The organism is Rathayibacter sp. VKM Ac-2929 (assembly GCF_022815495.1).
GTDB lineage: Bacteria > Actinomycetota > Actinomycetes > Actinomycetales > Microbacteriaceae > Rathayibacter > Rathayibacter festucae.
Map to the genome: position 1 here is coordinate 457,096 of NZ_JALGRV010000001.1, position 22,375 is coordinate 479,470.

Sequence of the window (22,375 nt, forward strand, 5' to 3'; positions counted from 1 at the left end):
GTCTCGATACGCCCCTGCGGGGCTACTCGACCAGCATGTGGGCGTCAGGCGTCGCGGCGGATCCAGCGGAAGGTGAGGCGGCTCGCGATCAGGCCCAGCACCAGCCAGATGCCGAGGGCGATCGCGACCCCGGTCAGGTCCCAGTCGCCGTTGACCTCGGCCTGCTCGAAGTTTGCCGGCAGGAAGACCGCCCGCATGCCCTGCGCGATCCACTTGAGCGGGAAGACGCTCGCGATCGTCTGCAGCCAGTCCGGCAGGGTCGTGAAGGAGAGGTACGACCCCGAGACGAACTGCAGCACGAGCAGGGGCGGGACGATGACGGCCGTCGCGCTCTTCCCGGTGCGGGGGAGGGCGGAGACCGCGATGCCCAGGATCGCCGAGGTCGCCACTCCGGCCAGATAGATCCAGGCGAAGGTCGCCCAGCGGCCGCCGTCGGCCGGCAGCGGCACCGAGAAGACGGTCGCGGCGACAGCGAGCAGCAGCGCCGTCTGCGCGACGCTCGTCACGAGCACCTGGCCGAACTTGCCGAGGAAGTAGCTCAGGACGGGCAGCGGTGCTCCGGCGAGTCGCTTGAGCGTGCCGTCGCCGCGCTCGATGGCGATGTCGACGCCGAGGTTCTGCACCCCGGAGAGCAGGATGCCCGCCGCCGCGAGTCCCGGCACGTAGTACTCGGCCATGCTGATGCCCGGGTCCTGCGGGTTCGCCTGCATCACCGCGCCGTCCCCGAACGCGACCGAGAAGATCGCGAGCAGCAGGACCGGGAAGAGGAAGGTGAAGAACACCTGGTCCGGCGCGCGGAAGTACGAGCGCACCTCGTAGCGGGCGCGGGCGGCGCCGAGCCGGAGGGTGCGGGCGACACCGGTGCGCAGCGCGGGGCGGGGGGCGGCGACGGCGCTCATGCCGGCTCTCCGATCACATCGAGGGCGGTGTCTCCGGCGCGGTCGTCGCGGATCAGGTCCAGATAGATGTCCTCGAGGCTGGGCCGGAGGACCTCGAGGGCCGTCGGCTCGCCGAGGCGAGCGCTCAGCTCGGCGACCACGCGGGCCGGCTCCGTGGTGCGGAGGCGACGCCGCGCGCCGTCCTCCTGCCACTGGACGATCGGCACGCGGGCCTCCTCGCCGCCGATCTCGTCCATCCGCCCGATCGCGAGGAGGCGGCCGCCCGCGATGACCGCGGCCCGGTCGGCGAGGTGCGCGGCCTCGTCGAGGTAGTGCGTGGTGAGCAGGATGGTCGTGCCCTCGCTCTTGAGCAGCGCGACCAGGTCCCAGAACGCGTGCCGCGCCTCCGGGTCGAAGCCCGTCGTCGGCTCGTCGAGGAACACCAGCTCCGGACGGCCCACGATGCCCAGCGCCACGTCGACGCGGCGGCGCTGCCCGCCGGAGAGCTTGCCGATCCGCGAGCGCGCCTTCGCCGTGAGGCCGACCGCCTCGATCGTCTCGTCGACGTCGCGCGGGCTCGGGTAGAGGCTCGCGAAGTGGGCGATCTGCTCGCGGACCGTGGCGTTTCCCGATTCGCCGCTGGACTGCAGCACGATCCCGAGCCGCGACTTCCAGGCGAGGTCGCCGTGCCGCGGGTCGACGCCGAGCACCGACGCCTCGCCGCCCGAGCGGTCGCGGTAGCCCTCGAGGATCTCGATCGTCGTCGACTTGCCCGCCCCGTTGGGCCCGAGCAGTGCGAACGTCTCGCCTCGCGCGATCTCGAACGACACCCCGGTGAGGGCGGGAGCACCGCCGTAGTCCTTCCGCAGATCACGGACACGAACGGCGTCGTCAGGCGTCATCCCCCCAGCGTGCCCTGTCCCACCTCCCGAGCACAGTCATCCGTCCCCACGAGATGCCACTTGCGCCCACCCCACCCGGCGTGTCACGCCCCCAACTGGCATCTCGCGACCCCGGATTCAGGCTCCTGGGCAGCAGGGTCGAGCGCAACCGGCGATTCGCGTGCCAGCGAATCGTCGTGCGCGGACGCAGGACGCTCTGCGGAACGCACCCGTCTCAGGAAGCCTGACCGTGGCTGATCGACGACGAAGGAGGAGATCAGCTAGTGGAACCGAACAGCGCTTGAAGGCGCTTCGCGCCTTCAAGCAAGGCGTCGTCGCCGAGCGCGTAGGAGAGGCGGAGGTAGCCGCTGGGTCCGAAGGCCTCGCCGGGGACCGTCGCGACCTCGGCCTTCTCGAGGATCAGGTCGGCCAGCTCCAGCGAGGTGGTCGGCGTGACGCCGTCCCACTCGCGGTTCAGCAGTCCGCGGACGTCCGGGTACACGTAGAACGCGCCACCGGGCGTCGGGCAGTCGACACCGTCGATGGCGTTCAGCGCGTCGACGATGGTGCGGCGGCGGCGGTCGAAGGCGAGGCGCATCTCCTCGGCCGGCTCCTGCGGGCCGGTGAGGGCGGCGATCGCGGCGCGCTGCGAGATGTTGGAGACGTTGCTCGAGAGGTGGGACTGCAGGTTCGAGGCGCCCTTGATCGCGTCGGCGGGGCCGACCATCCAGCCCACGCGCCAGCCGGTCATCGCGTAGGTCTTGGCGACTCCGTTGACGAGGATCGTGCGGTCGCGAAGGGCGGGGACGGCCTCGACGATCGAGGTGGCGCGGGTGAGCGGGCTCGCGTCGTCCTGGCCCTCGGCCGCGTAGACCAGGTTCTGGTAGATCTCGTCGGCGATCACCCAGAGGCCGTGCTCCTCGGCCCACTCGCCGATCTCGCGGGTCTGCTCGGCGGAGTAGACCGCGCCGGTGGGGTTCGAGGGGGAGACGAAGAGGAGGACCTTGGTGCGCTCGGTGCGCGCCGCCTCGAGCTGCTCGACGGTGACGAGGTAGCCCTGGTCCGCGCCGGCGAAGACGTCGACCTGGACGCCGCCGGCCAGCTTGATCGCCTCGGGGTAGGTGGTCCAGTAGGGGGTCGGCACGAGCACCTCGTCGCCGTCGTCGAGCAGGGTCTGGAACGCCTGGTAGACGGCCTGCTTGCCGCCGTTGGTGACGACGACCTGCGATGCCTCGACGGCCCAGCCGGAGTCGCGCGCGGTCTTCTCGGCGATGGCCTCGCGGAGGTCGGGCAGACCGGCCGCCGGCGTGTACCGGTAGTTCCTCGGGTCGAGCACCGCGGCCGACGCGGCCTCGACGATGTGCTGCGGCGTGGTGAAGTCGGGCTCGCCCGCGGCGTAGGAGATCACCGGCCGCCCCTGGGCCTGGAGGGCCTTCGCCTTCGCGTCGACCTTGAGGGTCGCGGACTCGGCGATGGCAGCGATGCGGGCGGAGATGCGCGTGGTGGAGGACACGACGGCCAGCGTATCGCGCGCGCGCGGGGGCCTCCAGGCGACGGGTCGCGCCCGGCTGGACACGTCCAGCGGGTCCACGTACACTCGTCTGCGGTAGTCGAACGCTGCCAGGATTCACAGCGCCCGAGGCGGTTGCTGAGGCTCCCGAAGACGTTCGACTCCTCCTCGGATGCTCGCAACGGCATCCATAGGGCGGTGGCTCAATTGGTAGAGCAGCGGTCTCCAAAACCGCAGGTTGCAGGTTCGAGCCCTGTCCGCCCTGCACATCGATGCCCGTCGCTCGCGGTCCCCGCGATGCAGCGGTCATCGGTCCAGGACCGCCCACGGGCGGTCGGCCACACCGGAGGTTCCGGTGCGGGAAAGGTGCGTGCAGGTGGCCGGGAAAGCAGTCGACGAGCCGAGCGAGGACGTCGTCGCGATCGCCAATCAGCAGCGCGAGGCGCGGCGCAGTCCGTTCGCGCGCATCGCCCTCTTCATCCGGCAGGTCATCGCCGAGCTGAAGAAGGTCGTCACGCCGACGCGCAAGGAGCTCGGCAACTACGTCGTCGTGGTCCTGATCTTCGTCGTGATCATGATGGCGCTGGTGTCGCTGCTGGACTGGGTGTTCGCGCTCGCCGTGACCTACGTGTTCGGCACACCGGCGTCCTGACCCCCGCCACCCGACCCGGGAGCGTCCCGTCCGCACGAGCGGGGGACGCCGACGGCAGCGGCACGCGAATCCCGACGGGACGCGGCCGATCGATCGAGAGAGAGTTACGAGTGTCTGACAGAAACCGCGACGACGTCGACTGGGCCACCGCCGCCGAGCAGTCGTCCGAGGTCGACGAGGTTCAGGAGGGCGACACCCAGATTCAGGCTGAGGACGCCGTCGAGCCCGCCGAGGAGGGCGCCCTGAGCGTCATCGACGAGAACGAGTCCGAGGACGACCTCGCGTCGGACCTCGAGGCCGCGCTCGACGCGATCGGCTCCGTGGACGACCCCGAGGCCGACTCGGCCGTCGACGAGGCCGCGCACATCGACACCGTCGAGGAGGCCGAAGCGGCCCTCGAGGCTGTCGAGGACGAGGCCGAGGTCGCCGCGGAGGACGCGGAGGCCGAGGGCGAGGACCTCGCCGACATCGACCCGTACGAGGCGTTCCGCGCCGAGCTGCGCGGCAAGATGGGCAAGTGGTACGTCATCCACTCCTACGCGGGCTTCGAGAAGCGCGTGAAGTCGAACATCGAGAACCGCAAGGTCTCCCTCGAGGCCGAGGACTACATCTTCGAGGTCCAGGTCCCGATGGAGGACGTGGTCGAGATCAAGAACGGCCAGCGCAAGATGGTCACCCGCGTGCGCATCCCCGGCTACGTGCTGGTGCGCATGGACCTCAACGAGGACTCGTGGTCGGTCGTCCGCCACACTCCGGGCGTCACCGGCTTCGTGGGCAACGCCCACAACCCGACGCCGCTGCGCTTCGAGGAGGCCTTCACGATGCTGAAGAGCCTGGTCGAGATCAAGGAGGTCGCGCCGTCCAAGACGGCCGGCGTCAAGGGTCAGAAGCAGGCGCAGCGCGTGCTGCCCGCCGAGGTCGACTTCGAGATCGGCGAGACCATCACGATCAAGGAGGGCTCGTTCGCGGGTCTTCCCGGCTCGATCAGCGAGATCAAGCCCGAGAGCGGCAAGCTCACGGTCCTCGTCTCGCTCTTCGAGCGCGAGACCCCGGTCGAGTTGTCGTTCGACCAGGTCACGAAGCTCTGACGACGGGCCCCCGTCCGGCCGAGGCCCTTCCCGCACTGTCGGGGAGGGCCTCGGCCGTGTAAGCTCGTACGGGTTTTCGTGTCGGCGCCCGTCCGCGTGCGCGCCGACCGACCCTCCTCCACCGCGATCCGGCTCCGTCGGATGCGCGGGAGAGCGGCCGGGAGCCCCCGACCGCTCGAACCCTGAGAAAAGGAATCCTGAATGGCCCCCAAGAAGAAGGTCACCGGCCTGATCAAGCTCCAGATCAAGGCGGGCGCCGCGAACCCGGCCCCCCCGATCGGTCCGGCGCTCGGTCAGCACGGCGTCAACATCATGGAGTTCTGCAAGGCGTACAACGCGCAGACCGAGTCGCAGCGCGGCAACGTCATCCCCGTCGAGATCACCGTCTACGAGGACCGCTCGTTCACCTTCATCCTGAAGACCCCGCCCGCGGCGGAGCTCATCAAGAAGGCCGCCGGCGTCGCCAAGGGCTCGTCGACCCCGCACACCGTGAAGGTCGCGAAGCTCACCATGGCGCAGGTCCGCGAGATCGCCGAGGCGAAGCAGGCCGACCTCAACGCGAACGACATCGAGGCCGCCTCGAAGATCATCGCCGGCACGGCTCGCTCGATGGGCATCACGGTCGAGGGCTAGTCCCTCCGCCTTTCCAGAACTCACACCGTGGGAGAGCCCGCCAGGCTCTAGAACCACATTCTCGTTTCAAGGAGAAACAACATGGCACAGAAGTCGAAGGCCTACCGGGCCGCCGCCGCCAAGCTCGAAGAGGGCAAGTTCTACACCGCCGACGAGGCCGTCGCGCTCGCGCGCGAGACCGGCTCCGCGAAGTTCAACAGCACCGTCGAGGTCGCGCTCAAGCTCGGGGTCGACCCGCGCAAGGCCGACCAGATGGTCCGCGGCACGGTCATCCTGCCGCACGGCACGGGCAAGACCGCTCGCGTCATCGTGTTCGCGACCGGTCCGGCCGCTGAGGCCGCGATCGCCGCGGGCGCCGACGAGGTCGGCGGCGCCGAGCTCATCGAGAAGGTCGCCGGCGGCTACACCTCGTTCGACTCCGCGGTCTCGACCCCGGAGCTCATGGGCCAGGTCGGCCGTCTCGGAAAGGTGCTCGGCCCCCGCGGCCTCATGCCCAACCCGAAGACCGGCACCGTGACCCCGGACGTGGCTCGCGCCGTGACCGAGATCAAGGGCGGAAAGATCGAGTTCCGCGTCGACAAGCACGCCAACGTGCACCTCGTCGTCGGCAAGGCCGCCTTCACGGAGGAGCAGCTCCAGGAGAACTTCAAGACGGCTCTCGACGAGATCGTCCGCCTGAAGCCGTCCTCCTCGAAGGGCCGCTACATCCAGAAGGCCGCCGTCTCGACGACCTTCGGCCCCGGTATCCCGCTGGACGTCAACGTCCTGGCCTGAGCCTCGGCACAGCACTGAGCTGCGCAGGCAGTGACGGGAGGGGATCCGCTTCGGCGGGTCCCCTCCTTCGTCGTTCCAGGGGCGCCGCGTGCGCCGGGCATACTGAACGGCGTGTCCGACTCCCTCCCCCCGAGCATCGACCCCGTGACCGTCCGCCGCGCCTCGGCCGCTGACGCCGAGGAGCTCGCCGCCGTCGCCGCCGCGACCTTCCCGCTCGCCTGCCCGCCGCACGTCACCGACCAGGCGAAGGCGGACTTCATACGGATCGTGCTGTCGGTCGAGCGCTTCCGCGGCTACCTCGCCGACTCGGGCCGCGTGCTGTTCCTGGCGGAGGACGACTCCGGCGCGCTGGGCTACACGATGCTCGTGCGGGGCGAGCCGTCCGACCCCGAGGCGGCGGTCGCGGTCACGGTCCGGCCGACGATCGAGCTGAGCAAGTGCTACGCGCTGCCCGACCGGCACGGCTCGGGGATCGCGGCGCGGCTGATGGCCGCGACCCTCGACGAGGCGCGCGCGATCGGCGCCCTCAGCGTCTGGCTCGGCGTGAACCAGGAGAACGAGCGCGCACGCCGCTTCTACGCGAAGCACGGCTTCGAGGTCGTCGGCATCCGGCACTTCCTCGTCGGCGGCCGCCTCGAGGAGGACTTCGTCCTCGAGCGCCCCCTGCCCTGACGTCCTGCTTCCCTTCGCGAGATGCCACTTGTGCACGCCCGACACGGCGTGTCGCGTGCACAAGTGGCATCTCGCGGGAGGGGAGGGGGTCAGCCCTCGGCGACGGTGAGGACGAGCTTGCCGCGGGTGTGGCCGGTCTCGAGCTGCGCGTGCGCGGCGCCGGCGGCGGAGAGCGGGAAGACGCCGTCGATGAAGACGCGGACGTCGCCGGACTCCAGCAGGCGGGAGACGACGCCGAGCGTGGCGCCGTCGGGGGCGACGCGGAAGGTGGAGGCGCGGACTCCCGCGGCCGCCGCCTCCTCGAAGAACTCCGGCCAGCTGCCGGTCGGCGCGTTGACGATCAGCCCACCGGGGCGTAGCACCGACAGTGAGCGGGAGCCCGTGCTGTCGTGCACGTTGCCGACGAGGTCGATCACCACGTCGACGCCGGACAGCAGCTCGTCGAAGCGCTCGGTGGTGTGGTCGATGACCTGGTCGGCGCCGAGCTCGCGCAGCCACTGCAGGTTGCGGGTCGAGCCGGTCGCGATCACCGACGCGCCGAAGTAGGCGGCGAACTGCACGGCGAAGTGCCCGACGCCGCCCGACCCGGCGTGGATCAGGATCCGCTGGCCCTCGTGCGCCTTCGCCAGCTCGACGACCATGCCCCAGGCGGTCAGCGCGGCGAGCGGCACCCCCGCCGCCTCGACGTGCGAGAGCGTCGACGGCTTGCGGGCCAGGGAGACGCTCGGGACGCTGACGTACTCGGCGTAGGAGCCGGAGTAGCGCGGCACCATCACGAAGCCGTAGACCTCGTCACCGGGGCGCAGCGGGTGCGCCGGATAGGGGCTCGAGACGACGATGCCGGAGAAGTCGTGGCCGAGCACCGCCGGGTAGGAGGGGATCTGCGCGGCGACTCCCTTGCCCGCTCGCGTCTTCACGTCGAGCGGGTTCACTCCCGCCGCGATCACCTTGACGGCGAACTCGGCGTTGATCGCGGTCGGCGTGGGCACCGTCGCCAGGTGGAGGACCGAGCAGTCGCCCGGGGCGTCGATGACCGCCGCCGTCATCGTCTCGGGGAGCACCACCTCCTCCGGGATGTCGCCGATCGCGAGGCCGTGGCCGAGCGCGCTGTTGTGCATCATCGCCCTTTCCTGATCCGGCGCCGGTGGTCCTTCGAGCAGGCGGGAGGCGGCTGTCCGCCCCGACCGACCCCGCTTCCGCGCGCCGCGTTCAGTCAAGCCCGGTAATGAGTCCGGGCTGTTTCGGCGGTGTCACCCCTCGGAGAAGAAAGCCTTCCTGTCCCCCGTACGGGAGGGGAGAGTGACGAACCGATCCCCGGGTGGCGCTCCCTGTGCCGTCTGGCACCATGAAGGGGTGCGACGACGAGCGAACGGCCCCCTTCTCGTGGCGGGGGCGCTCCTGGTCCTCGCGGGACTCGCTCTGCTGCTGGCAGCCCGCTTCAGCATCGGCACGAGCCGCTGGGTCTACGTCAGCGAGATGGGCGCGCCGGACCTGCCGACCGCCGGGACGTTCCGCATCGCCCTGCTGCTCGTCGCGGCGGGCGGTGTCGCGATCGCGATCGGGGCGCGAGCGGTGCGGACGCGGCTGCTGCCCGGCTTCCGGCCCGCGCTGGCGATCCTCCTCGCCGCTCTGTGCTTCGCGCTCGCCTCGCAGGTGACCTGCTCGGCGGGCTGCCCGCTCCCGGTCGGACCGCGGTTCAGCTGGCAGGACCTGATCCACACCTCCGCCGCGGTGCTCGGCTTCTCCGCGGCCTGTCTGGCGATGCTGCAGCTCGCCACGGCGCGGGAGCGGCCCGGCGTCGCCCGACTCTCGCTGGTCGCGGGAGTCGCGGTGGCCCTGGTCGCCGGGACCGGCGCGATCTTCTCGCTGCTGCGGCTGTGGCTGGGAGTCGGCGGCACCCTCGAGTTCGTCGCGACGGCGATCGCGGTGCTCTGGCTGGCCGTCGTCGGGCTCGTCCTCGCTGGCGAGGAGTTCAAGGGTGGGCGGGCGGGCGAGGAGTTCCGGGCGGCCGCGACCGGCCGGGAGCTCAGCGACCGAGCCACTCCCGGACGTGACCGCGGATCCGCTCCTGCTGCTGCGACACACCTGCGTCCCGCGACGGGACCTGCTCGAGGTCTGCGTCCGGAAGAGCCCTAGCCCACTGCTCGGCGACCGCGACCGGGTGCACCGGGTCGCGGTCGGCCGCGATCACGAGCGTGCGCGCGATGACCTCGCCGAGCTCGCCGGAGTCGCGGTAGGCGGCGTTCCGCGGGATCTCGGCCAGGCGGACCGCGCGCTCCTGCGCTTGCGGCGAGCGGAACTGCAGGCAGAGCGCCTCCGCCGACGCGGGCGACACCTGGGCCGCGCGCTCGAAGAGGCCGGAGGCGCGGAAGAGCCGCTCGCCGCGCTTGGCGCCGTGGTCGTGCAGCAGCTGCGCGATGACGGGGAAGACCGTGAGGTTGTCCGGCAGCGGCTCCGCGGTGAAGGCGGGGCGCACGAACACGGCGCGGTCGATCGGCAGGACCTTCCGGCTGGCGAGCCGCAGGGCGATCGCGGCGCCCATCGAGATGCCGAGGACGGTGAGCGGCTTGTGCGCGGCTCCGGCCCGGATCACGTGCTCGGTCACCTCGTCCGCCAGGGCGTCGAGCGAGAAGTCGGCCGCGCCGCCGATCAGCTCGGAGGCGCCGTGGGCGCGGACGTCCGGCGCGATGACCTCGGTGCCGGCCGGCAGCGCCGCGCGCAGGAGGCCGAGCGGCTGGGAGCGGTCGCCGCCCAGGCCGTGCAGGAGCAGGGCGGTCACCGCCGGCCCGCGCGCGTTCTCTCGTGCAGCTCGGCCATCAGCATGCCGGCGAGGCGGACCAGCACGTGGATCTCGTCCTCGTCGCGGTCGACCCAGCGGAACTCGGGGACGGCGTCGATCGGGACGAAGTCGCGGTGCTGCTCCCAGACGACGAGAGTGCGCTCGGCGCCGAGGACGTACTGCTGCCAGAAGACCTGGCGCAGGTAGTGGCGCGGGATGCTGCGCCACTGCTTCGAGGTCGTCTTGATCTCGCAGAGCTCGAGGCGGCCGTCCTCGCGGAGGCCGATGCCGTCGGGAGTGGCCAGGTGGCGGCGCTCCTGACTCGCGTGGAAGAGGGTGCTGCTCGGCTCGATCGCGTGCTCGCGGAGCACCCAGGCGGCGATCTCCGGCTCGCGGGCGCGGCCGTGGTCGGTGAAGGCGTTGCCACTGAAGCTCGAGCCGTAGAGCTTGTCGAGCGCGGCGCGATCGATCGCCGCGGGGGAGGAGAGGCGCGCGACGTCGGTCGCGGTGATGCCCCGCGAGCGGGCGCGCAGCCAGGCGACGCGGTCGGAGGAGTCGGCGACGACTCGGCGGAGGTGCGGCGGCTTCGCGTCCACGAAGACGGGTTGCGTCTCCCAGGGGAACGAGAGCTGCAGATCGGGCACCGATTCATTCTCTGCCTCCCGGGCCGTCCTGCCCAACCGGCACGCCGTCGGCGGGGGGAGGTCGGCCCGGGCCCAGGCCGGGTCAGGCGCTGAGGAAGGCGTCGACCTCGGCGGGGGAGAGCAGGTGGCGGCGGACCATCAGGGCGGCGCCGCGGACGCCGCCGCCGGTGTCACCGGAGGCCTGCACGATGTCGAGGGCGCGGGTCGCCAGGGGGAGGGAGCGGCGGTAGACCACCTCGCGGACGCCGGCGAGGACCTCGTGGCTCGCCTCCGCGATGCTGCCGCCGATGACGATGACGGAGGGGTTGAGCAGGTTGACGCAGGTCGCGAGCACCTCGCCGAGGTCGCGGCCGGCGGCGCGGGTCAGCTCGACGGTGGTCGGCTCGCCCGCGGTGAGCAGGGCGACGACGTCGGAGGTCCGGGCGACCGGGAGGCCGGCGGCGGTGTGCAGGCCTGCGGCAGTGAGGCGGCGGGCGATGGCCGAGCCGCTCGCGATCGCCTCGAGGTCGGCCTCGCCGCGGTCGCCGGGCACCTGCACGTGGCCGAGATCGCCCGCCGCGCCGAGGGCGCCGCGCTGGAGGGCGCCGCCGCTGACGATGCCGGCGCCGATGCCGGTGGAGACCTTCACGTAGAGGAGGTCGTCGACGTCGGCGTAGTGGGCGGCGTGCTCGCCGAGCGCGAGCAGGTTCACGTCGTTGTCGACGAGGACGGGGACGGCGAGGCGGCGGCCGACCGCGGCGGGGATGTCGAAGCGGTCCCAGCCGGGCATGATCGGCGGCTTCACCGGGCGGCCGGTCGCGTGCTCGACCGGGCCGGGGACGCCGACGCCGACGCCCGCGAGCGGACCGGCGCCGGGGGTCGCGAGCAGCGCGTCGGCGACGTCGAGGGCGTGGCCGAGGACGACCTGCGGGCCGTCCGCGATCGCGATCGCCTCGCGTCGCTCGGCCAGGACGCGGCCGTCGAGGTCCGTCAGGGCGACGGTGGCGTGCGCGGCACCGAAGTCGATCACGAGGAGGCTGCGCGCGCGGGCGTCGAAGGCGACGCGGCCGGCCGGGCGCCCGCCGGAGGAGGGGGCGTCGTCGCGGCGGGCGACGAGACCCGTCGCGATCAGCGCGTCGAGCTGCGCGGAGACGGCGGCGCGGGGCAGGCCGGTCTCGGCGACGACGTCGGCCCGGGTGCGCGCCGCGCCGTCGGCGAGCAGGAGCAGCAGCTCGCCCACCGCGCTGATCGAGGAGCGGCGGCGCGGGGACATGGCTGGAGTCAACCACAGGGGGTCGGCTTCTGCGCGTCGGGAGCAGGCTTTCCCGCGCCGCGGCCCGGGGTTTTGCTTGGCGGGAAGCAAAAGTCCGCGTAGGGTCGGGGGACCAATGTTCGACGTCGATCAGGAGCACCCCCCGGTGGCCACACCCTCAGACCTCTCCGTCCAGCTCTACTCGGTCCGCGACGCGCTCGCGGAGGACCTGCCGGCCGCGCTGGACCGGCTCGCCGGACTCGGATTCGCGAAGGTCGAGCTCTTCGACCTGGTGAACCGCGCCGACGCCTACCGCTCCGCCCTCCCGGCCGCCGGCCTCACCGCGCCGAGCGCGCACGCCCGGCTGCTCGAGGCCGGGGCGCCGGTCGAGGAGATCCTCGACCTCGCCGCCTCGCTCGGGGTGCAGACCGTGATCGAACCGATGGTCGATCCGGAGCGCTGGACCAGCGCCGACGGCGTGAAGGCCATCGCCGACGAGCTCAACGGGCTCGTCGACTCCGCCGCCTCGCGCGGGCTGGTGCTGGGCTACCACAACCACGCCTTCGAGTTCGAGAACCGCGTCGACGGCCGCAGCGCCTTCGAGCACCTCTCGGGCCTGCTCGACCCGCGCATCGTCCTCGAGCTGGACACCTACTGGGCCGCGGTCGGCGGTGACGACCCGGTCGAGGTGCTCGGCCGCCTCGGTGATCGCGTGCAGTTCCTGCACGTGAAGGACGGGCCGATCTCGAAGGAGACGTCCGAGCAGCTGCCCGCGGGCGAGGGGGCGATGGACGTTCCGGCGATCCTCGCCGCGGCCCCGCAGGCCCTGGCCGTCCTCGAGTTCGACGCCTACGCGGGCGACGTCTTCGAGGGCCTCGCCTCCGGTCTCCGCTACGTCTCGGAGCTCGGCGCATGAGCGGCGCGGGGCGCGTCGGCGTCGGCGTCATCGGCGCCGGCAACATCAGCACGCAGTACCTGACCAACCTCACCGTCTTCCCCGACCTCGAGGTCCTCTTCGTCGCGGACATCGACCTCGACCGCGCGAGGGCGCAGGCGGAGGCGTTCGGCGTGCCGGCCTCGGGCACGGTGGACGAGCTGCTCGCGCACCCCGGCATCGAGATCGTGGTGAACCTCACGATCCCGGCCGCGCACGTCGAGGTGGCGCGCCAGGCCGTCGAGGCGGGCAAGCACGTCTGGACCGAGAAGCCGTTCTCGCTCGATCGCGACAGCGGCGTCGAGCTGCTCGCGCTCGCGAAGGAGAAGGGGCTGCGCGTCGCGACGGCGCCCGACACCTTCCTCGGCGCCGGCCTGCAGACCGCGCAGCGCCTCATCGAGGGCGGAGCCATCGGCACACCGCTCTCGGCGATCACGCTCTTCCAGGGCCCCGGCCCCGAGGGCTGGCACCCGAACCCCGAGTTCTTCTTCACCACCGGCGGCGGACCGCTGCTGGACATGGGGCCGTACTACATCACGACCCTCGTGCAGAACCTCGGCCCGGTCGAGAGCGTGACCGCGGTCTCCTCGCAGGCCCGGGCCACCCGGACGGTCGGCTCCGGCCCACGCGAGGGCACCGAGTTCCCCGTGACGATCCCGACGCACATAGGCGGGCTCCTGCGCTTCGAGTCCGGCGCCTCGGCGCAGGGCGTCTGGAGCTTCGAGTCGAGCCTGCCGCGGATGGGCTTCGTCGAGATCAACGGCTCCGAGGGCACCCTCGTGCTCCCCGATCCGAACATGCACGACGGCGAGCTGACGCTGTACCGGCGCGGCGGGTCCGAGCCGGAGGTCGTCCAGGCGACCGGCTCGACCGCCTCGCGCGGCACCGGCGTGCTCGAGCTCGCGCGGGCGATCCGCGCCGACCGTCCCGAGGCGGCCTCGGGCGATCTGGCCTACCACGTGACCGACGTGATGCTGTCGCTGCTCGAGGCCGCCGAGACCGGCGAGAAGGTGCTCGTCGAGAGCACCGTCGCGCCGCGCCCCGCTCTGCCCGAGGACTGGGACCCGAGCGAAGCGACGCTCGTCTGATGGGCGGACCCCTGCGGGTCGGCGTGCTCGGCGGCGGCTTCATGGCCGCCGTGCACAGCCGGGCGGCCCGCAGTGCGGGCGCGGTGCTCGCGGGCATCGCCTCCTCCAGCCCGGCGAAGGGCGAGCGGGCGGCCGGCGAGCTCGGCTTCGAGGTCGCCCACGACGATGCGCGCGCGCTGATCGAGGACGACTCGATCGACGTGGTGCACGTCTGCACGCCGAACGGGACGCACGCCGAGCTCGCCCTGGCGGCGATCGCGGCGGGCAAGCACGTGGTCTGCGAGAAGCCGCTCGCGGCGACGACCGCGGAGGCGATTGCGCTCGTCGACGCCGCGTCGGCCGCCGGAGTGGTCGCCACGGTGCCGTTCGCCTACCGGTTCCACCCGATGGTGCGCGAGGCGCGGGCGCGGGTCGCGGCCGGTGAGACCGGGCGGCTCGTGACGGTGCGCGGGAGCTATCTGCAGGACTGGCTGCTCGGCGCCTCCGACGACAACTGGCGCGTCGACCCGGCGGCGGGCGGGCGCTCGCGCGCCTTCGCCGACATCGGCTCGCACCTGGTCGATCTGCTCGAGTTCGTGACCGGCGAGCGGATCGCGTCGCTCGCGTCGCTCACGAGCACGGTGCACGCGGAGCGCGGCGGGCGTCGGGTCGAGACGGAGGACGCCGCCGGGGTGATCGTCCGCCTCGCGGGCGGCGCCGTCGGCACGCTGCTCGTCTCGCAGGTGACCGCCGGGCACCGGAACGAGCTGGTGCTCGAGGTCTCGGGGCTCGAGGAGTCGCTGCGGTTCGAGCAGGAGCTGCCCGAGACGCTGTGGGTCGGGCGGCGCGACAGCGCGACGCTCGTTCCGCGCGACGGGTCGATCCTGCGCCCGGATGCGGCGCGGCTCTCGATCGTGCCGAGCGGGCATCCGATGGGCTACCAGGACGCGTTCACCGCGTTCGCGCGGGACACCTACGCCGCCGTCGCGGGTGCCGAGGTCGAGGGTCTGCCGACCTTCGCGGACGGCCTGCGCGCCGCCCGCATCACCGACGCCGTCCTCGACGCCTCGGCGGCGGGCGCCTGGGTGGACGTCCCGGCCTAGCCCCCTCCGCGAGATGCCACTTGTGCACGCCTTTCACGGCGCGTCGCGTGCACGAGTGGCATCTCGCGGCAGTCCGGCTTACGCGGACTCGGCGTCCTTGGCGGCGCGCTCGGACTTGAGGCGGGCCTGCTCGCGGCGGACCTCGGCGTAGGAGTTCTGCTCGACGCGGAGCCACTCGGGGACCTCGTCGAGGAGGGCCTGGATCTGCTCGGTGGTCAGCGCCTCGTCGATGCCGCCGCGGGCGAGGCCAGAGATCGAGACGTTCAGGCGCGAGGCGATGACGGGGCGCGGGTGCGGGCCGGTCTCGCGGAGCGTCGTCAGCCACTCGGGCGGGTTCGCGACGAGGTCGTCGTACTGCTCACGCGTGATCGCCGACTCCTGGAACTCCTCCGGAGTCGCGGGGAGGAAGATCTGGAGCTTCTTCGCCGCGGTCGCAGCCTTCATCGTCTGTGTCGCCTTGGCCATGCGGCAACCCTACCGGTGGGCGTGCAGGACCTACCCTGGACGGATGAGCGACGAGCCGGACCCCCGCGAGCAGCCGGCACCCCGCGAGGACGCGGTCGGCCTGGACGACGGGGCCGATGCCGCTGAGACGGACCTCGAGATGCCGGAGCCGGACGACGTCGAGCCCGACGCCACCGAGCCCGTTGACGCCGAGCCGGACGACGCCGAGCCCGAGGGCCCCGCGCTCCTGATCGCCCTGGTGCCCGGCGTCACGCCGACCAAGTGGACCCGGGTCTGGTCCGAGCGCCGCCCCGACCTGCGGCTCCGCGTGCTCCCGATCGCGGAGAGCGAGCAGGAGGAGGTGCTGCACGACGGCCGCGCGCAGATCGTCTTCGTGCGCGGGGACGTGCGCAGCGACTCCGTCAGCTCGATCCTGCTCTACGAGGAGCAGCCCGTCGCGATCCTGCCCCGCGAGCACGCGTTCGCCGACGCCGAGGAGATGGACGTCGCCGACCTCGCCGACGAGCACCTGCTGCAGGAGCCGGAGACGGTGCCGGAGTGGGCGGCGCTCGCCGCGGAGATCGCGGACGGCACCCGCCGGGCGCTGCCGCGGATGACCGGCCTCGACGACGCCGTCGAGCAGGTCGCGGCCGGGGTCGGCGTGCTGATCGTGCCGCAGTCCGTCGCCCGCGTGCACAGCCGGAAGGACGTGCGGGTCGTCCCCGTCACCGGAGTCGCGCCCACGAGCGTCCGGCTCGCCTGGGCGACCGAGGACAAGACCGACGACGTCGAGGACTTCATCGGCGTGGTCCGCGGCCGCAGCGCGAACACCACGCGCGGCACGGCGGCGACGCCGAAGGTCGAGTCGCGGGCGAAGGCGGCGAAGGCGAAGGCCCGCGAGGCGCGGGAGAAGCTGGAGAAGGCCGGCGGCGGGAAGAAGAAGCCCGCCCGCCCCGGCGGTACCGCGCGGCCGGCGGTGCGGCGGACCCGGAAGCCCCGTGGGCGCTGAGCTCGACGGGGTTCCGCGCTGGAGCCTCCGGGCGGGGCGGCTCGACGACGCCCCGGTGATCGCCGAGCTGCGCGCCGTCGTGATGCGGCCCGACCTCGAGCGGCTCGACCGCTACGACGAGCACCGGGTGCGGCACCGCTTCCTGGACGGCTACCGGCCCGAGCACACCCGCGTGATCGAGGCGGACGGCCAGGTCGTCGGCTGCATCGCGTCGCGACTCGAGGACGACGCGGTCTGGATCGAGCACTTCTACCTCGCGACCGCCGCGCAGGGGCGCGGGATCGGCGGGGCGGTCCTCCGGCGGGTGATGCTCGAGGACGGGCGCGCCGACCGGCCCTTCCGCCTCGACGTGCTGCGGGGGAGCGCCGCGCGCCGGCTCTACGAGCGGCACGGCTTCCGCTGGGAGCGGCCCGAGGGGGAGTGGGACGAGATCCTGGTGGCGCCGCCGCTCACTGCTGCGGCGGGCTGAGCGCACCTCCGGGGCACCTCCGGCTCGCGGAATCGGCTCCGGCTCGCGGGAATCGGCCGGTTCGACGAGCCGGACGAGGTTCTGCGTGCCGGAGGTCCACCGGTGGGTGTGCTCCCGGCCGGCGGGGCTAGGGTGCGCAGATGCCCACGAGCGATGAGACCTGGACCCTGGCCGACCACGATGTACCGGTGTACTGCAGCGGAGAGGGCGGGCGCGTCCTGATCCTGATCCACGAGGTGTGGGGGGTCGACGGCCACATCCGCTCGGTCGCCGACCGCTACGCGGCAGAGGGCTTCCGCGTCGTCGCGCCCGAGCTGCTCGCCGACAGCGGGCTGCTCGAGCAGCTCGAGACCGAGCAGCGCGCGGACTACGACCACCCGGTGCGCCGGCTGCCGCGCCAGGTGGAGCTGCGGACGTTCTTCGCCCCGGTGTTCACGCCGCAGCACGCGGTGCGGACGATCGCGATCCTCCGGGCGCTGGTCGAGCGGCTCCTGCGCGAGGAGGGGACGACGAGCGTCTCCGTCACCGGCTTCTGCTACGGCGGGACCTTCAGCTGGGCCCTCGCGCTCGCGGAGCCGCGCGTGGCCGCGGCCGTGCCGTTCTACGGGCACAACACGGCCTCGGCGGAGGAGCTCGGCTCGCTGCGCGTGCCGGTCCTCGCATTCTACGGCGACCAGGACGAACCGCTGATGGCGCAGGTCCCCGGGATCCGCGAGGCGACCGCGGGCAAGGACGTGGAGATCGTCGTGTATCCGGGAGCCGGGCACGCGTTCTTCAACGACGCGAACGAGGGCATGTACCGGGCGGACGCGGCGACGGACGCGTGGCCGCGTGCACTGGCGTTCCTGCGGGAGCACGCGGGCTGAGGCTGGGCCTCAGCGGGAGGCGCGGCCGACCGAGGAGCAGGCGCTTTCTGCTGGTCGAGTAGCGCGCAGCGCGTATCGAGACCCGCTGTTCGAACGGTGGTGGATCTCGATACGCCCGCTGCGCGGGCTACTCGATCAGCATGGGCTCAGGCGACGTCGCGGACGTGGCCGTTCTTGAGGTGCAGGCGGCGCTGGGCGCGACGGGCGACGGCGGAGTCGTGGGTGACGATGACGAGGGTGAGGCCGAGGTCCTTCCAGAGGGTCTCGAGCAGGGTCATGATGTCGTCGCGGGTGTCCTCGTCGAGGGCGCCGGTCGGCTCGTCGGCGAGGAGCACCGTCGGGTTCTTGACCAGTGCGCGGGCGATCGCGACGCGCTGCTGCTGACCGCCGGAGAGCTCGGCGGGCAGATGGTCGAGCCGGTCCGCGAGGCCGACGGAGGCGAGGGCCGCCTTCGCCCGCTCGGCCCGCTCCGCCCGCGGGATGCGCTGCGGAGCGAGGGCCGTCTCGACGTTCTCGAGCGCGGTGAGCGTCGGGATCAGATTGAAGCTCTGGAAGACGATCCCCACCTCCCGCGCCCGGATCGCGGCGAGGCGCGCGTCGCCCGCCGAGGAGATCTCGTGCTCGCCGAGGACGACGGTGCCCGAGGTGGGCCGGTCGAGCGCGCCGAGCATCTGCAGCAGCGTCGACTTGCCGCCGCCGGTCGGGCCCTGGATCGCGACCATCTGCCCGTCCGGGATCGTGAGGGTGACGTCCTTCAGCGCGGTGACCGTCGTCTTCGCTCCGTCGTAGCTCTTGGTGACGTTCGTGAGGGTGTACATGCGGGTGTCCTTCCGGGGACGAGGAGTCGAGGAGACGAGGGGGTTAGCCGACCGAGCGGAGCGCGGCCGCGGGGCGCAGGCGCGAGGCGCGCCAGCCGCCGAGGGCTCCGGCGAGGAGTCCGCCGAGGACGGCGAGGCCGACCGCGAGCAGGATGACCGGCACGGTGACGGGGAGCGAGAGCGCCACCTCGGTGGCCGCGGCGGTCTGCGCGGCGCCGGGGCCGCCTCCGCCGAAGCCGCCGCCGGGACCGCCGGCGCCCATCGCCGAGGTGGTGGTGGAGGTGCCCGAGAGGGTGGGCGCGATCAGATTCACGATCGTGACGCCGACGAGCCCGAGGACGATGCCCGCGGCTCCGCCGATCAGCCCCTGGACGACGGACTCGCCGGCCACCTGGCGGACGATCGCGCCGTTGCTCCAGCCGATCGCCTTGAGCGTGCCGAACTCGCGGGTGCGCCGGGTGACGCCCGAGACGGTGAACAGGATCGCGATCAGGAACGCGGCGGCGAGGACCAGCAGCGAGAGCCAGGTGCCGAGGTTCGCCACGAGGCTGCCCGCCGTGGAGAGCGAGCCGGAGACGCTCGAGGCGAGGTCGGCCTGCGTTGAGACGGTCGCGTCGGGCAGCGCGGTCTGCAGGGCGGTCTGGATCGAGGAGATGTCCTCGGAGGAGGCGGCCTGGACGTAGACGGAGGAGATCAGTCCGGCCTGGCCGGAGAGAGTCTGGGCGACGTCGAGCGGGATGTACGTGTCGGAGGCGGTGCTCGCGTCCGTGGAGTCGGTCGTGACGATGCCGATCACGCTGAAGTCGGTGCCGCCGATGTCGACGGTCGAGCCGACGGACAGCGCGGCCGTGGTCGCGTAGGAGGAGTCGACGACGACGACGTTCTGGCCCGCGTCGTCCGCGGTGAACGTGCGGCCGTCGGTGAGGCTCACGTCGGCCAGGGGGCCGATCGCGGAGCCGGCCGGGTCGAGGCCGAGCACCGAGAAGGAGTCGACGCCGAAGGAGGAGCCTCCCGCGCCGTCCGGGCCGCCCGTGGGCGCCTCGCCGGCCGCCGGAGCGGTGCCTGCGGCGCCCTGACCCGCGGTGCCGCCGGTGCCGCTGGTGCCGCCCTGCTGGGCGGAGTCGGGCAGCTGTCCGCTGAAGGTCGTGTTGTTCAGCGCGAGGACGCCGATCGCGGCGGAGACGTCGGTCACGCCCTGCGCGGTGGCGACGGCCGAGGCGTCGAAGGTGGTCGTGCCGCGGTCGGCCTCGAGGCGCGACTGGCTGACGGAGGTGGTGCCGTCGTCGGTCGTCCCGTCGGTCGAGCCGAAGTCGAAGCGCTGGCCGGGGGCCTGCCCCTCCGTCGGGGCGACGGCGGCCTGGGTGACGGTGATGTCGGTGCCGACGCCGTAGACGGACTCGAGGACCGAGGCCTGGGCGCTGCGGACTCCGGCGGAGAACGAGGTGACGAGGATCACGAGGGCGATGGCGAGCGCCATTCCGGCGGCGATGATCATCGTCTGCCGGCGGCGGTTGGTCAGCTCTCGCCGGAGATAGGTGGCGAACATGGCGTCCTTCGGTCGGGGAGGCCGAGCGGTGGGGTCCGCTCGACGTCCCGACAGTAGGAAGGCGCGCTATGCGGCTCGTCTCGGTCGTCTATGAGTCGCCGATGTGCGCCGCCGGGCCCGTCGGCTCGCCATGGGGTGCCGTGCCGGTCAGCGCCGCTCCGCGCCGGGACGGAGGAGCCCGGCGACCAGCTCGAAGGTCCGCTCCGGCGCCTCGAGGTGCAGGTCGTGGTGCACGCCGGGGACGCGCCGCACGCCCCAGCCCGCCGCCTCGAGCCGGTCGACGACGGCATCGGGCAGCACGGCGGGCGAGTCGTCGGAGAGCACGAGGACCGACGGCACGGCCGGAGCGCCGACCGCGACCGGGTGGAAGGCGACGTCGCGGAAGACGCCGATCGCCATCGAGGCGTCGAACCGGCCGCGCGCGTCATCCAGCGCGGCGCGGATCTCCGGCGGGTAGCCGCGGCGCACCGCGGCCCCCTTGCGGGCCTGCACCAGGCCGGCGACGCCCATCGTGAGCTGCGGGACCGCCCAGAACAGCCGCCCCGCGATTCCGGCGGTGGGCAGCGCGAGCGCGAAGCCCGGATCGAGGTAGACCGCCTGCGCGGGGCGGAGGCGCGGCACCGCGCGCACCAGCACCGCGCCGCCGAGCGAGTGCCCGACGACGCCGTCCAGGCCCGCCGGCAGGGTCTCGACGAGGTCGTCGGCGAAGTCGTCGAGGCGGTAGCGGGAGGCGCGGTCGCTCAGGCCGTGCCCGCGGAGGTCGACCGTGGTGACGGTGTACTCGCCGGTCGCGACCAGCCGCTCGGCGAGCGGCGCCCAGGTCGCCCCGTCGGCGCCGAGGCCGTGGACGAGGGCCAGCCGGCGCTCGCCGTCTCCGGTCGTCGTGGTGTGGAGTCGCATCGGTCCGTCTTTCTCGAGGGGCGGCCAGGGGAGCAGGGGGCGGCGGACGCAGGTCGGCCCCGGGACCCCGCCGCGGGTCCCGGGGCCGTGCCGGTCAGCGGACCGACTTGATCGGGATCACCGCGAGCGCTCCGAGCACCACGAACACGATGCCCGAGACGAACAGCACGGGGTAGCCGCCGGTGAGCGAGACGAGCCCGGCCGCGATCGAGGGGCTGAGCGCTTGGGGGAGCGTCGTGGCGAGGCCGAGGATGGCGAGGTCGCGGCCCGCGGTGCTGGCGCCGGAGGTCATCGAGACGGGCAGCACCTCGGTCATCAGGGCGAGGTCGATCGAGATGTAGGCGCCGAAGCCGAGGCCGAGCAGGAAGCTGTAGATCAGGATGCCGGTGGTGGTCGGCAGCACCAGCGGGACGGCGAGGCCGATCGCCATGATCACCGAGGCCCAGACGATGAAGGGCTTGCGGCGCCCGATCCGGTCGGACAGCACTCCGCTGGTGAGCGCGGAGATCAGCACGCCGAGCAGGAGCACGATGCCGATCTGCGCGGCGAAGCCGTTGGACGCCTCGTCGCTGAGGCCGATGTAGTCGCGCAGGATGTAGAGCCCGAAGGTCTGCGCGCCGTAGAAGCCGATGACCATCAGGAAGCGCGCGGCGAAGGCCCAGGCGAAGTCGGGGTGCTTGCGGGGGTCGACCCAGAAGCCGCGGAGGAACTCGCCGAGGGTCTGGCGGGGAGCGGCGACGTCGTCGCGGCTGGAGCGGTCGGGGTTGACCACGACGAAGAGCGCGACGATCACGAGCAGGAGCACAGCGAGGACGACGTAGGGCAGGGCGCCCGAGCCGACCGTGGAGCCGGCGATGACGGCGCCGGCCGCGTTGCCGACGGTGATGCCGAGGCCGATCATTCCGGAGACGCCGCCGCGCTTGGCCGCGGGGAAGCGGTCGGGCACCAGGGCGGTCGCGGCGGCCTGCAGGGCGTTGAGGCCGAGCTGGACCACGAGCCAGATCACGGCGACCATCACCACCGAGCTCGCCAGCGGGAGGCCGAGGACGAAGCCGCCCGCGAGCAGCGCCCCGCCGATCATCCAGGGGGAGCGGCGGCCGAAGCGCGAGCGGGTCGCGTCCGACAGCGCGCCGGCGATCGGCTGCGCGAAGACGTTGGCGAGGAAGGCGACCGTGGTGACGATCGCGAGGTTGCCGATCTTGTTCGCGGCGTCGAGGTCGGCGACGAGGTTCGGGATGAGGATGCCGAGGCCGCCGGAGTTGATCGCGAGGATCGCGACGTAGACGAGGGCGAGGCCGACCGAGAGCCGGCGCAGCCGGAGCGGTCCGGTGAGGACGGGCGGGGTGTCGGCGACGGCGGCGGGGCCGGCGCTGCCGGGCGTCGGCGCGACGTCGGAGAGGCCGTGATCGGGGTGGGGAACGACGTTGTTCATGGGGAGCTCCTGAGCTGGGGGCGGCGGTGCCGCTCGGGGACGCTC

General features: G+C 72.7%; 24 protein-coding genes and 1 tRNA gene. 13 read left to right on the forward strand and 12 right to left on the reverse strand.

Annotated elements, in window-relative coordinates; all coding sequences use genetic code 11:
- Positions 1-44: 44 nt before the first annotated feature.
- The 3 genes from MT355_RS02055 to MT355_RS02065 form a co-directional block, all read right to left on the reverse strand.
- Positions 45-899 (reverse strand): ABC transporter permease, encoded by an 855-nt coding sequence (locus MT355_RS02055; protein WP_243598346.1) that lies wholly within the window; start codon positions 897-899, stop codon positions 45-47.
- Positions 896-1,780, reverse strand: a complete 885-nt coding sequence (locus MT355_RS02060; protein ID WP_127887378.1) for an ABC transporter ATP-binding protein — start codon at positions 1,778-1,780, stop codon at positions 896-898. The genes MT355_RS02055 and MT355_RS02060 overlap by 4 nt, the downstream gene beginning before the upstream one ends.
- A gap of 256 nt (positions 1,781-2,036) precedes the next feature.
- The gene (locus tag MT355_RS02065) at positions 2,037-3,281 is read right to left on the reverse strand and encodes a pyridoxal phosphate-dependent aminotransferase (RefSeq protein ID WP_374204634.1); all 1,245 of its coding nucleotides are present in this window, start codon (positions 3,279-3,281) and stop codon (positions 2,037-2,039) included.
- A gap of 180 nt (positions 3,282-3,461) precedes the next feature.
- Between MT355_RS02065 and MT355_RS02070 the strand changes: the two genes are divergently transcribed.
- From MT355_RS02070 to MT355_RS02095, 6 genes are all read left to right on the forward strand, one after another.
- Positions 3,462-3,534: transfer RNA gene (locus MT355_RS02070), tRNA-Trp, on the forward strand.
- Between the two features lie 111 nt (positions 3,535-3,645).
- Positions 3,646-3,921, forward strand: a complete 276-nt coding sequence (gene secE / locus MT355_RS02075) for a preprotein translocase subunit SecE (protein ID WP_123447877.1) — start codon at positions 3,646-3,648, stop codon at positions 3,919-3,921.
- Positions 3,922-4,031: 110 nt separating this feature from the next.
- Positions 4,032-5,009: a transcription termination/antitermination protein NusG gene (gene nusG, locus MT355_RS21495; RefSeq protein WP_123447823.1), complete on the forward strand. Its 978-nt coding sequence runs from the start codon at positions 4,032-4,034 to the stop codon at positions 5,007-5,009.
- A gap of 201 nt (positions 5,010-5,210) precedes the next feature.
- Complete coding sequence (rplK, locus tag MT355_RS02085; protein ID WP_123737387.1) at positions 5,211-5,642, forward strand: 50S ribosomal protein L11; 432 nt, start codon at positions 5,211-5,213, stop codon at positions 5,640-5,642.
- A gap of 81 nt (positions 5,643-5,723) precedes the next feature.
- Complete coding sequence (rplA, locus tag MT355_RS02090; RefSeq protein WP_123447821.1) at positions 5,724-6,416, forward strand: 50S ribosomal protein L1; 693 nt, start codon at positions 5,724-5,726, stop codon at positions 6,414-6,416.
- 111 nt (positions 6,417-6,527) lie between these two features.
- A complete protein-coding gene (locus MT355_RS02095) occupies positions 6,528-7,088 on the forward strand; it encodes a GNAT family N-acetyltransferase (protein WP_243598348.1) in 561 nt (186 codons plus the stop codon).
- Positions 7,089-7,177: 89 nt separating this feature from the next.
- On the opposite strand, the gene MT355_RS02100 is transcribed toward MT355_RS02095, so the two are convergent.
- Positions 7,178-8,206, reverse strand: a complete 1,029-nt coding sequence (locus MT355_RS02100) for an NADP-dependent oxidoreductase (protein WP_374204635.1) — start codon at positions 8,204-8,206, stop codon at positions 7,178-7,180.
- Positions 8,207-8,441: 235 nt separating this feature from the next.
- Here MT355_RS02100 and MT355_RS02105 point away from each other — a divergent pair, with 235 nt between their 5' ends.
- A complete protein-coding gene (locus MT355_RS02105; RefSeq protein WP_243598349.1) occupies positions 8,442-9,224 on the forward strand; it encodes a DUF998 domain-containing protein in 783 nt (260 codons plus the stop codon).
- On the opposite strand, the gene MT355_RS02110 is transcribed toward MT355_RS02105, so the two are convergent.
- The 3 genes from MT355_RS02110 to MT355_RS02120 all read right to left on the reverse strand — a co-directional run bounded on the left by MT355_RS02110 (position 9,115) and on the right by MT355_RS02120 (position 11,763).
- Positions 9,115-9,867, reverse strand: coding sequence for an alpha/beta fold hydrolase (locus MT355_RS02110; RefSeq protein ID WP_243598350.1), 753 nt, complete (start codon positions 9,865-9,867; stop codon positions 9,115-9,117). The two genes, MT355_RS02105 and MT355_RS02110, sit on opposite strands and share 110 nt — an antisense overlap.
- The gene (locus MT355_RS02115; RefSeq protein WP_159422160.1) at positions 9,864-10,511 is read right to left on the reverse strand and encodes a YqaJ viral recombinase family protein; all 648 of its coding nucleotides are present in this window, start codon (positions 10,509-10,511) and stop codon (positions 9,864-9,866) included. Before MT355_RS02115 ends, MT355_RS02110 begins: the two co-directional genes overlap by 4 nt.
- Positions 10,512-10,593: 82 nt before the next feature.
- Positions 10,594-11,763: an ROK family transcriptional regulator gene (locus MT355_RS02120; RefSeq protein ID WP_243598351.1), complete on the reverse strand. Its 1,170-nt coding sequence runs from the start codon at positions 11,761-11,763 to the stop codon at positions 10,594-10,596.
- 145 nt (positions 11,764-11,908) lie between these two features.
- On the opposite strand from MT355_RS02120, the gene MT355_RS02125 reads away from it, so the two are divergent.
- The 3 genes from MT355_RS02125 to MT355_RS02135 are packed head-to-tail and all read left to right on the forward strand — an operon-like array spanning position 11,909 to position 14,846.
- Positions 11,909-12,658 carry a sugar phosphate isomerase/epimerase gene (locus MT355_RS02125; RefSeq protein ID WP_243598352.1) on the forward strand — a complete coding sequence of 250 codons (750 nt, stop codon included), beginning with the start codon at positions 11,909-11,911 and terminating at the stop codon, positions 12,656-12,658.
- A complete protein-coding gene (locus tag MT355_RS02130) occupies positions 12,655-13,764 on the forward strand; it encodes a Gfo/Idh/MocA family protein (protein WP_243598353.1) in 1,110 nt (369 codons plus the stop codon). Before MT355_RS02125 ends, MT355_RS02130 begins: the two co-directional genes overlap by 4 nt.
- On the forward strand, positions 13,764-14,846 hold the full coding sequence (locus tag MT355_RS02135; protein ID WP_243598354.1) for a Gfo/Idh/MocA family protein: 1,083 nt from the start codon (positions 13,764-13,766) through the stop codon (positions 14,844-14,846). Before MT355_RS02130 ends, MT355_RS02135 begins: the two co-directional genes overlap by 1 nt.
- 78 nt (positions 14,847-14,924) lie before the next feature.
- Here MT355_RS02135 and MT355_RS02140 read toward each other — a convergent pair whose 3' ends face one another.
- A complete protein-coding gene (locus tag MT355_RS02140; RefSeq protein WP_243581339.1) occupies positions 14,925-15,311 on the reverse strand; it encodes a DUF5997 family protein in 387 nt (128 codons plus the stop codon).
- Between the two features lie 43 nt (positions 15,312-15,354).
- Between MT355_RS02140 and MT355_RS02145 the strand changes: the two genes are divergently transcribed.
- From MT355_RS02145 to MT355_RS02155, 3 genes are all read left to right on the forward strand, one after another.
- The gene (locus tag MT355_RS02145) at positions 15,355-16,299 is read left to right on the forward strand and encodes a LysR family substrate-binding domain-containing protein (protein ID WP_243598355.1); all 945 of its coding nucleotides are present in this window, start codon (positions 15,355-15,357) and stop codon (positions 16,297-16,299) included.
- Positions 16,289-16,768 carry a GNAT family N-acetyltransferase gene (locus MT355_RS02150; protein WP_243598356.1) on the forward strand — a complete coding sequence of 160 codons (480 nt, stop codon included), beginning with the start codon at positions 16,289-16,291 and terminating at the stop codon, positions 16,766-16,768. The genes MT355_RS02145 and MT355_RS02150 overlap by 11 nt, the downstream gene beginning before the upstream one ends.
- A 140-nt stretch (positions 16,769-16,908) precedes the next feature.
- Positions 16,909-17,634 carry a dienelactone hydrolase family protein gene (locus MT355_RS02155; RefSeq protein WP_243598357.1) on the forward strand — a complete coding sequence of 242 codons (726 nt, stop codon included), beginning with the start codon at positions 16,909-16,911 and terminating at the stop codon, positions 17,632-17,634.
- Between the two features lie 146 nt (positions 17,635-17,780).
- Here the strand turns inward: MT355_RS02155 and MT355_RS02160 are convergent, their stop codons facing one another.
- The 4 genes from MT355_RS02160 to MT355_RS02175 form a co-directional block, all read right to left on the reverse strand.
- Positions 17,781-18,452 carry an ABC transporter ATP-binding protein gene (locus MT355_RS02160; protein ID WP_243598358.1) on the reverse strand — a complete coding sequence of 224 codons (672 nt, stop codon included), beginning with the start codon at positions 18,450-18,452 and terminating at the stop codon, positions 17,781-17,783.
- 43 nt (positions 18,453-18,495) lie between these two features.
- Entirely contained in the window at positions 18,496-19,998 is a 1,503-nt protein-coding gene (locus MT355_RS02165) for an ABC transporter permease (protein ID WP_243598359.1), read from the reverse strand.
- A gap of 147 nt (positions 19,999-20,145) precedes the next feature.
- Positions 20,146-20,898 (reverse strand): alpha/beta fold hydrolase, encoded by a 753-nt coding sequence (locus tag MT355_RS02170; protein WP_243598360.1) that lies wholly within the window; start codon positions 20,896-20,898, stop codon positions 20,146-20,148.
- A 94-nt stretch (positions 20,899-20,992) separates the two neighbouring features.
- A complete protein-coding gene (locus MT355_RS02175; RefSeq protein ID WP_165909138.1) occupies positions 20,993-22,330 on the reverse strand; it encodes an MFS transporter in 1,338 nt (445 codons plus the stop codon).
- Positions 22,331-22,375: the final 45 nt, after the last annotated feature.

What these genes read in the sequence shown, in the direction of transcription:
- MT355_RS02135 (WP_243598354.1), top strand. Translation starts at nt 13,764, where the DNA reads ATGGGCGGACCCCTGCGGGTCGGCGTGCTCGGCGGCGGCTTCATGGCC.
- MT355_RS02120 (WP_243598351.1), bottom strand. Translation starts at nt 11,763, where the DNA reads ATGTCCCCGCGCCGCCGCTCCTCGATCAGCGCGGTGGGCGAGCTGCTG.
- rplK (WP_123737387.1), top strand. Translation starts at nt 5,211, where the DNA reads ATGGCCCCCAAGAAGAAGGTCACCGGCCTGATCAAGCTCCAGATCAAG.
- MT355_RS02165 (WP_243598359.1), bottom strand. Translation starts at nt 19,998, where the DNA reads ATGTTCGCCACCTATCTCCGGCGAGAGCTGACCAACCGCCGCCGGCAG.
- MT355_RS02055 (WP_243598346.1), bottom strand. Translation starts at nt 899, where the DNA reads ATGAGCGCCGTCGCCGCCCCCCGCCCCGCGCTGCGCACCGGTGTCGCC.
- MT355_RS02160 (WP_243598358.1), bottom strand. Translation starts at nt 18,452, where the DNA reads ATGTACACCCTCACGAACGTCACCAAGAGCTACGACGGAGCGAAGACG.
- MT355_RS02155 (WP_243598357.1), top strand. Translation starts at nt 16,909, where the DNA reads ATGCCCACGAGCGATGAGACCTGGACCCTGGCCGACCACGATGTACCG.
- MT355_RS02060 (WP_127887378.1), bottom strand. Translation starts at nt 1,780, where the DNA reads ATGACGCCTGACGACGCCGTTCGTGTCCGTGATCTGCGGAAGGACTAC.
- MT355_RS02175 (WP_165909138.1), bottom strand. Translation starts at nt 22,330, where the DNA reads ATGAACAACGTCGTTCCCCACCCCGATCACGGCCTCTCCGACGTCGCG.
- MT355_RS02145 (WP_243598355.1), top strand. Translation starts at nt 15,355, where the DNA reads ATGAGCGACGAGCCGGACCCCCGCGAGCAGCCGGCACCCCGCGAGGAC.
- MT355_RS02130 (WP_243598353.1), top strand. Translation starts at nt 12,655, where the DNA reads ATGAGCGGCGCGGGGCGCGTCGGCGTCGGCGTCATCGGCGCCGGCAAC.
- rplA (WP_123447821.1), top strand. Translation starts at nt 5,724, where the DNA reads ATGGCACAGAAGTCGAAGGCCTACCGGGCCGCCGCCGCCAAGCTCGAA.
- MT355_RS02100 (WP_374204635.1), bottom strand. Translation starts at nt 8,206, where the DNA reads ATGCACAACAGCGCGCTCGGCCACGGCCTCGCGATCGGCGACATCCCG.
- MT355_RS02170 (WP_243598360.1), bottom strand. Translation starts at nt 20,898, where the DNA reads ATGCGACTCCACACCACGACGACCGGAGACGGCGAGCGCCGGCTGGCC.
- MT355_RS02140 (WP_243581339.1), bottom strand. Translation starts at nt 15,311, where the DNA reads ATGGCCAAGGCGACACAGACGATGAAGGCTGCGACCGCGGCGAAGAAG.